The sequence below is a fragment of the Niveibacterium microcysteis genome, assembly GCF_017161445.1.
GTDB lineage: Bacteria > Pseudomonadota > Gammaproteobacteria > Burkholderiales > Rhodocyclaceae > Niveibacterium > Niveibacterium microcysteis.
Map to the genome: position 1 here is coordinate 3,375,944 of NZ_CP071060.1, position 8,346 is coordinate 3,384,289.

Annotated in this window: 10 protein-coding genes; all 10 read right to left on the minus strand. The window is 64.5% G+C overall.

Annotated elements, in window-relative coordinates; genetic code table 11:
• Position 1: 1 nt before the first annotated feature.
• Positions 2-1,210 carry an ABC transporter permease gene (locus JY500_RS15280; RefSeq protein WP_206253695.1) on the minus strand — a complete coding sequence of 403 codons (1,209 nt, stop codon included), beginning with the start codon at positions 1,208-1,210 and terminating at the stop codon, positions 2-4.
• A complete protein-coding gene (locus JY500_RS15285; protein WP_246479646.1) occupies positions 1,207-2,121 on the minus strand; it encodes an ABC transporter ATP-binding protein in 915 nt (304 codons plus the stop codon). Before JY500_RS15285 ends, JY500_RS15280 begins: the two co-directional genes overlap by 4 nt.
• The gene (gene darH, locus JY500_RS15290) at positions 2,118-3,110 is read right to left on the minus strand and encodes a BtrH-related acyltransferase DarH (RefSeq protein WP_206253696.1); all 993 of its coding nucleotides are present in this window, start codon (positions 3,108-3,110) and stop codon (positions 2,118-2,120) included. Before darH ends, JY500_RS15285 begins: the two co-directional genes overlap by 4 nt.
• On the minus strand, positions 3,107-3,508 hold the full coding sequence (locus tag JY500_RS15295; RefSeq protein ID WP_206253697.1) for a DarG family dialkylresorcinol biosynthesis protein: 402 nt from the start codon (positions 3,506-3,508) through the stop codon (positions 3,107-3,109). The genes darH and JY500_RS15295 overlap by 4 nt, the downstream gene beginning before the upstream one ends.
• Positions 3,508-4,662, minus strand: coding sequence for a beta-ketoacyl-ACP synthase III (locus JY500_RS15300; protein WP_206253698.1), 1,155 nt, complete (start codon positions 4,660-4,662; stop codon positions 3,508-3,510). Before JY500_RS15300 ends, JY500_RS15295 begins: the two co-directional genes overlap by 1 nt.
• Entirely contained in the window at positions 4,655-5,617 is a 963-nt protein-coding gene (locus JY500_RS15305; protein ID WP_206253699.1) for a flavodoxin family protein, read from the minus strand. Before JY500_RS15305 ends, JY500_RS15300 begins: the two co-directional genes overlap by 8 nt.
• Before the next feature lie 38 nt (positions 5,618-5,655).
• The gene (locus tag JY500_RS15310) at positions 5,656-6,129 is read right to left on the minus strand and encodes a hypothetical protein (protein WP_206253700.1); all 474 of its coding nucleotides are present in this window, start codon (positions 6,127-6,129) and stop codon (positions 5,656-5,658) included.
• A gap of 25 nt (positions 6,130-6,154) precedes the next feature.
• Positions 6,155-7,234, minus strand: a complete 1,080-nt coding sequence (locus tag JY500_RS15315) for a class I SAM-dependent methyltransferase (protein ID WP_206253701.1) — start codon at positions 7,232-7,234, stop codon at positions 6,155-6,157.
• A 166-nt stretch (positions 7,235-7,400) separates the two neighbouring features.
• Positions 7,401-7,880 (minus strand): hypothetical protein, encoded by a 480-nt coding sequence (locus tag JY500_RS15320; protein WP_206253702.1) that lies wholly within the window; start codon positions 7,878-7,880, stop codon positions 7,401-7,403.
• 17 nt (positions 7,881-7,897) lie between these two features.
• Positions 7,898-8,326, minus strand: coding sequence for a hypothetical protein (locus JY500_RS15325; RefSeq protein ID WP_206253703.1), 429 nt, complete (start codon positions 8,324-8,326; stop codon positions 7,898-7,900).
• Between the last annotated feature and the right edge of the window lie 20 nt (positions 8,327-8,346).

Sequence of the window (8,346 nt, forward strand, 5' to 3'; positions counted from 1 at the left end):
TTCAGGCTGTCGCGCGCGAACGTTGCAGCGCCCACGCAGCGAGAATCAAACAGGCTGCACCGAAGCCCAGCAAGGCAAGCATCGGCAGTGCGAGATCGGCGAGCGGCGCATCGCGCAACAACACCGCATGAAAAGCATCCAGCGCCCAGGCCATCGGCGAGACTTGCGTGAGGGGCTGCATCGCGGCGGGCATGATGAAGCGTGGCACCATCACGCCGCCGATCGCGGCCATCAGGATGTTACCCACGCCGCCGATGACCGTGGCCTGCTCAGAGGTACGGGCGATCGACGCGACGAGGAAGGCCCAACCGATCGCAGCCGCCGACACTGAGACCGACACCAGCGCCAGCGCCGCCAGCCCACCCGCTCCCGGCAACTGCAGGGCCTCGCCGCCAAGCGCAGGCACCAGGCTGGCCCCAACCGCGAACATCAGACACGCCTGCAGCAGATTGAGCAGCACGAAAGGTGGCAATTTGCCGGCGATCAGCAAGGCCGGTGACGCCCCCATCGCACGAAGGCGCAGCAGGGTGCCGAACTGCCGCTCGGCGATGAAGACCGGTGCGAGCGGAATCACGACGAAGAACAGGCCAAAGATCAGCCATGCCGGCACGCTCTGCTGCACCGCGCTCGGCTTCAGGCTGCGGCCGTCGGCGCGCTGCATCAAGGGCAGTGCCACGGAATCCATCGGCACCGGCAACGGCACCCCCATCAGCGCCTGCACACGGCGCGACATCTCGCTCGCCTGCACCTGGCCGAGCACGGCGGCCACCTGCTGACGCATCGCCTGCTGCGCCACCACAGCCACCGCCGGATCTACCAGAATCTGAACCTTCGCCGCTGCCGCACCGGGCTCGGGGCCCAGGATCGCGGTACCGACACCAGCTTGCAGCACAACCGCGAACGCCGCGTCGCCCCGCCCCACGGCGCGCCGCGCATCCGCCAGCGACACCTCGCGGGCCTCATCAAACCCGGACACCGAACGCCGCATGGCGGCCACCAAGGCGCGCGCAGCGGGGCTCTCGTCCTGCTGCACCAGCACGCTGCGCGGCTTGAGCGCTGCCGGATCAAATGCGTCGCGCAAGGCGAAGGACATGATCAGGATGAACACTGCCGGCATCACGAAGAGCGCCGCCAGCGCATGGGGATCGCGCAGCAGCGCAAGCGCCTCCTTGCGCCACAGGGCGAGCAGGCGGACTAACAAACGGCTCATGCGTCGTCCCTCAGCGCGCGCTGGGTCAGTTGGAGGAACACATCCTCCAGCGTGGCGCGGCCACACTGCACGCTGCGCAGCGGCACGTTGTGGCGACGCAGCGCGTCAAGCACGCCGCCGAGTTCCTCGGGGGCGCCGAGCGTCAGCGACCAGGTTTGCGGGCCGATCACGTTGAGGGCATAGCGCACTTGCCATTCCTGCGCCAGCGGCGCCGGCAGTGGGCCGCCAAGCGCAATGCGAGCGTGCGTGCCCGCCTTCGCGCATACGGAATCCAGTGTGCCTTCGGCCAAGACGCGCCCGTGGTCGAGAATCGCGACGCGATCCGCGACCGCTTCGATTTCTTCCATGTAGTGGCTGGTGTAAATCACGCCCCGCCCCTCGTTGCGCAATGCGCGCACCGTGTCGAGCAGGAAAGCGCGCGATTGCGGGTCGACGCCGGCGGTCGGCTCGTCAAGCAGCAAGACAGCCGGATCGCCCAGCAGCCCGAGCGCGAGGTTCAAACGCCGCTTCATGCCGCCCGAGAGCGTCCGTGCAGGCCGGTCGACAAACGCTGCAAGCTGGCCGTAGGCGATCGCACGTTCGACGCGTGCGGCGCATTCGGCGCCACGCAACCCGAGCACGCCAGCAAACACCGCGAGGTTTTCGCGCGCGCTGAGCATCGGGTAGAAAGCGAAATCCTGCGGCACCCAGGCGACGCGACCGGCAGAGTCCAATGCCGCGTCACGTCGCACGCACCCCGTGGTCGGCATGATCACGCCCGCCAGCAGAGCGATCAGGGTCGATTTGCCCGCGCCGTTCGGCCCGAGCAGCCCGAGCACCTCGCCAGCGGATATGCGCAGCGACACCGAATCGAGCGCCACGCTGGCGGCCTTCGGATAGCGAAAGCTGAGCGCCTCGGCGGCGAGTATCACAGGCTGCGCTCCAGCGCCTGAAAGAACGCCTTCTCCCGATGGCCCATCGCGTCCAGCGCATCGGCCAGTCGGGCGGGGTTGAGCGGTTCGCGGTCGCGGCACATCCGCGCGGCGGTCAGCGCGAACTCACGCCACGCGTCGCCGATCTCGATCAGCTGTTGCGCATGTTCGGCAAAGACCGGGCGGCCTAACAGCTCGGCCGCCTCCTGCAGGAATGCGGCCTCGATGAACCGGAAACCCGCGCCGCCGGTACCGATCTCTTCCTGCATGCGCACGATATGGCCAACGAAGAGCTTGCTCGCACGTGCATCCTCCATCGACAGTCGGCGCACGGCGCGCGCGAGTCGATGGATACCGCGTACGCCGATCAACGGCAGCGGGGTCTTGAGCATGATGCGACAGGTGCGACGCATCGCGGCGGGGAGTACCGCGTTCCAGTCTGGCACCTGCGCGGGGGTCTCCGCGTAATAGAGCAGGCCCTTTGGTGCCAGCACGCCACGCGCAAAGCGCGCGCGCTCCAGCGCGTCGGCCTCGCAGACCACCGGCTCCTCGAAGACCGGATCGCTGATCCGGTAACCATCCTGTTCGCGGCCGAACACGAGCAGGTTGTGCGCATTGAAATGGAAACGCAGATCCTGCGGAAAGTACGGCAGCCAGAATACCGAGGTCTGCAAGCCGACGACATGCCCGGCATCGAGCAACCGGTCGAGGCGTTCGCGCCCGGCTTTCGGCGAACGGAATGTCTCAAAGCGGATCTTCCAGCCCAGCGGTTTGCGCAGGCCGCGCAGAATCGACTTGGGTGGCATGCGGTAGGCGATCAGCGGCAGGCCGTTGAGCTTGATGAAGGGCAGGTAGGCGAACGACAGCGCAGACGACAGCCCAAAAGCCATCGGCTCGGACATCTGGACGCCGCTATGACGCACCAACGCCGACACGACGCCGCTTTCGCAGTGACTTGCTTGCCGGTGCTCGAACGCGGGGGTACTCATAGGTCCTCCACACGGCGAAGCGCGTCGACGCTGCAGCCGAGCACCGCAGCGTAGCGCTGCAGCACGTGTGGCGACAAACGCGCAAACACGGCCGGCCGGAAATGGCGACGGATTCGCCAGCGCCATACGCCGGATGTCTGTGCGAGCAGATCGAGGTCCATGCGCGCACGATACATGTGGTATTCCAGCGGTGACGCCAGGCCGGCAAGGGCGCGCGCGCGGGCATCCTCGGCAAGGCGCTGGAGTTCGTCCACCGCCTGCAGGTTGACGATTTCCTCCGCCTCCCAGCCGGTCGAGGCAACCACATGCAAGCGACCGTCAGCGCCCTGCGCATAAACGGCCTTGCGATGGCCGGCGAGCACGCGCCCGCTGTCTTGCGGAACCTGTTCGTCGCGCATCACACCACCGTCAGATGGAAATAGCCGCTGGAGAAGCGTCCACTCTCCGGCACCGCGCACAGGATACGGTGACCAGGCTCCACCCGCCCGCTCTTGAGCAGGCCATCGAGCATGATGTAGATCGAAGCGGCACCGGTGTTGCCGCATTCCGAAAGGTTGGTGTACCAGCGCGACTGCGGAATCTCGAAGCCCACGTCACGCAGCCCTTGCGCGATGCCGTCGCGGAAGAACTCGGACGACATGTGGGGCAAGAACCAGTCGATGTCTGCCGCACGCAGGCAACGACGTTCAATCACGCGGGGAAACGGTCGCCGCAGCGTGTGTTCGATGATGTTGTCGTTGAGCAGGCGGACGTCCTGCTTCACCGCCATCACCGAATCCCGGTCGCGCGTAGCGGGATCGTAGGCGAGCCAGCCGTGGAAGTTGCCCGCCTCGTCCTTGTCGCCACCGGCGTACATGCAAACCGGCAATTCGTGGGCTGCAGACGACAACTCCATCCAGTCGATTCGCAGGTTAAGCCCGCCCGCTCGTGGCGAACGCTCCACCAACATCGCCCCGGCACCATCAGACAGCATCCAGCGCAGGAAGTCCTTCTCGAAGGCGATCTCTGGCCGCGCTTCCAGTTCAGCGACCCGCGCATCGCGCTCTGGCGCGAAATTGCGGCCGCGCATCATCATCGATGCGACTTCGCTACCAGTCGAAACGGCATGCTCGGCTTGGCCGGAGATCACCGCCATCCAGGCATATTTCAAGGCGGAAGTGCCCGCCAGGCAGATGCCAGCGGTCGCCACGACTTCGCAGGCCGGGATACCCAATTCGCCGTGCACCATCACCGCGTGATTGGGCATCAGCTGGTCGGGCAGCGAGGTGCCACATGCCAGGCAGTCGATCGTCGCCGGATCGAAGTCGGCCGACGCCAGTGCGCGCACCGCAGCCGCCGTGAGCTGCGCATTGCTCTGGCGCGGCTCGCCGGTCGCCGGATCGAGCACATAGTGGCGCGAGCGGATGCCGTTGCTGCGCAGCACGACACGGCGCGCGCGCGAACGATCCGGGCCGACACGGCCGAGCACATCTTCCATGTGCTCGTTGTCAATGGGCGCATTGGGCAGCACGCTGGCAATGCGGGTGATGTACGCGTAAGACGGTTCAGACATGAGACTGGATACGCTCAGTGCCGCTGCCGGACGGCGCCTCGAATTCAGCACGGATGCGTTCGAAGCGTTTGCGCAGCAGCGGCGCGAGCAAAGATTGCAGTGCCAGGCTCAGCGGCACGATCGTGACGATGGCCAACACCAGATAGGTTACGAACAAGAACAGCACCGGGCGCCGGCGACGCTGCCCGGCCTTGCCCGCTGCGCGAACGATGCGCGACCACACCGAGAAAGCCCGGGCGCCAGCGCGTTCGGACAGCGCGAGGCGTGGCTCGACCTTGACTGCGCCCAGACCCGTCAGCAAAGGCGAAGCGCCCTGCTCGCGATCCTCGCTTAGCGCCACACAGAGGGCTTTGCCAAATCGCTCAGTCGCTTTGATCTCAGCATCGGACACCCCCGCGGCCGGCATGCCCCACAAAGGATCACGGCGCCCTGTAAGCAGCCAGCGTGGCGTAGTAATGAAGGTGGCGAGTGTCGGACCCTGATCGACCAGTACCACGTGATCAATGACGCGTGCGCCTATCGCCTCAAGTCGCGTGCGCAGCTTCTGCCATGCCGCCATCCACATGTTGCGGCAAGCGGCAACGGCCACCACGGGCTTCCCGGCGAGGAGTCGTTGCGCTTGGGGGCTCTCCAGAAAGGCAGTGACCGGCAGCGATGGAGACAGAAACCAGACCTGATAACCCAGCACGATCAGGTCGTAGTCGTCGGCCTGCGCCGGAATAGTGCGAAGCGGCGGCGCATCCTGTTGCACCGACTCCGGGAATGCGTCGAGAAATTCCCAGAAGCCCCACGGGAAAGGGTATCGATCGAACCCGTCGAGCCGCCAGCGATCAACTTCGACCGCGCTACTGCAATGAAGCGGGGCAACGATGCGGTCGAGGATCCGGTCGAGCTGGCCGCTTTGCGACCCACCTACGACGAGGACACGCTTCGTGCCCGAACCCGGCGCGCGCACGGGACGTAGAGGTTGATGCGCATGCGCGCCCGCGCTGATCACAGTTCGTCGGCGTCGGCCGGCTCGGCTTGCGTGGACTGGATTCCAAGACCCTTGTTGATCTCAGCCATCAAACCGCGCACCCAGCGGATGTACGTGGGATGAATCACCTCGCCCTGTTCCGTCTTGCGATAGTTCAGGTTCACGCTGGAGAGATATTCCACACGGTAGGATTTCGCGTCGTACGTAATCGCCACCTCAGCGGCATGGCGACTGCGCACATCCACTGCAAGGACGACACGCCCTGGCTGCTCCGACTTCAAGACCCACGTCTTGGCGGCGCCGCCTCTTACGATCGCGTCACGGACTTCAATCTCGGTCCAAGCTTTCCCTGCAGTGGCCGGAATCACCACTGCCGGCGGATTGACAAGCGGAGTACTCCGTCCGGCGAGCGCAGGGGTTGCAAATACGGCCAGCGTTGCAACAGTCAACGCCAAGCACAAGGCGCGCGAGATCGAGGGAAACAGTTTCATATGTGAAGTTCCGGGAGTTTCTGAATCAGGCTCGGGCAAACGACAGCAGCGAGTGGCAAATTCCAAGTCCGTCACGGACGTCAGCCAGTTGCAGGCCGGCGCGACGCGCACAGTCAATGAAGGCTCGCGATTCGTACATCTTGCTATTGCCGCTTGCAAGCGCAGTGAAATACGGCGACGTATTGATCAGGCAATAGGCCGCAACTTCGTGCTGCTGGCGATCCCAGAAGGTATCCAGTACGAGGACCCGCCCACCATCGGCCAACGCGGCCGCGGCGCGTGCAAGGATGCTGCTGATCTTCTCTTCGGAGAAGCAACAAAGGAACTGGCTCATCCAGACCACGTCCTGTCCGCCGGGGAAAGCGGCCGTCTCGTCGAGCAGGTCGATTTCGTAAGGGGTGGCGCGATCAAGCACGCCAGCATCGGCAAGCGTCTGACGCGCGACGTTGAGCTGCACAGGTAGATCCAGCATCGTCACGTGAAGCGCGGGATCCTGCTGCAGGCACATGCGGGAAAACTTGCCGGTATTCGCCCCAATATCCATGAGCCGCGCAGGCTGATGGGCAAGGACGTGCGGCAGCACGTCCGGGAATGCAGAGTCGGAATAGTAATGGTCGAAATCGAACCAGCTCTTGCGTGCCGGCTCCGGAAGGATCGAGAGCCCCTCGTAAATCGTGGGCCAGTCGCCAAGTGCGCGCAGCCCGATGGGGCGTTCCTGTTCAAGGCAGGCCTCCAGATCCGCGAGGCCGATGTAGCAGACATCGTGCACAAAATCTGCATTGACGCGGAACAGCGGGTCAGACACGACAAAGTGCCCGGTCTTGGTCAGATACCAGCGGTCTTGGTCTCGCGAGACCACGCCAGCCGACAGCGCCGTTTCCATCAGCACGCCAACCGCATAACGCGACAGGCGGCCAATTGGCACCAGGTCTTCCGTCGTCAAGCCAGCCTTCGCGGCGCCGGCCAGGGCGTCCAGCATGCCGCGCTTCCAGGCGACGCGTACACACTGGAATACGACTGGCGCAAAAGCGATGCGCTGGGCGTCGTACTGCGCATCAAGCGCCGACAACTTGCGGGGGCGGAACAGTTCATTCACGGCGTTCATCATTATTCAGTACAGGTTCATGCCGATCAGGCGTTGTCTGGCATGGTCAGCGCCGCCGGCGACGATCATGCCGCGTCAGTTTCCCGGCCCGGGATCATTGCGGCATCAAGGCGGTCGCCCGTTGCCTCCCGACAGGCGAGCAAGACGGAGTGGGAAGCTGCGATCGTCACTCCGCGCGCGTTCCGACGATGAAGGCGTTGATCGAGCGGGATAGAGCATCGGTCCAGCGCGTATATGCCGGGTGTATTACCGGTCCGGTCGGCTTCGTGACGCCGATCTCGGGAAAAACGTTCGGACGCGAATCGAGCTCAGCGATCTGATAGTCAAGGTTACGGCTGCTGAGATACTCAATGCGGTAGCCCTCTTCCGAGTACGGCAGCCTGACCTCCACCGCATAGCGCCCCTTTTCAAAGCGGAGCACAACGTGGTCCGCTTCCTCGGATTTCAGCATCCATGCTTGGGCTGCGCCGCCCGCGATGATCGCCGCGCGGACCTGAGGTGCCCTCAACTTAACGCGGGTGAGCGTCGCAGTCTTGATCGGCGCCGGATTGACCAAAGGAACAGGCACGGCGCCCGACACACTGCTGGAGAACCCAGCCCCGAGTAGCAGCGCGAACAGACCCACGCGGATCATCGAGAACGACATTCGTCGCAGTTCCGCGGTCAGGGCGCAGCGCGCACGTTGCGCAGCGCAGTGCTGGCCGCCTTTGTCAGAGACGACAGCCAACGGTAATAGGCGTTGTCGATCATCCGCGCGCCATCGGCCGTCTCGCTGTACCGCAGGTTATCGCTGGAAACATAGGTAATGCTGTACTGCGTTTCGTCATAGCTGACCGCGATCTCGACGCGATATTTGCCGCGGTGTTCCAGTTCGAGCACAAGACGACCGGGCGCCTCCGACTTGAGCGCCCAACCGTGCGCCAGACCGCCGGACAAGACGGCATCGCGAACCTGTTGCTTGGTGAGCGCAACCGTCGTGATCGTGGAGATCTTGATCTGATAGTCATCCTTCAACTCAGTCTGGTAGGCGCCAGCAGCGGTTGCCAGACCGAGCATGAACACCATGGCGAGCACTTGCATAAAGCGGTACATGAAAGCTCCAGGACAATACA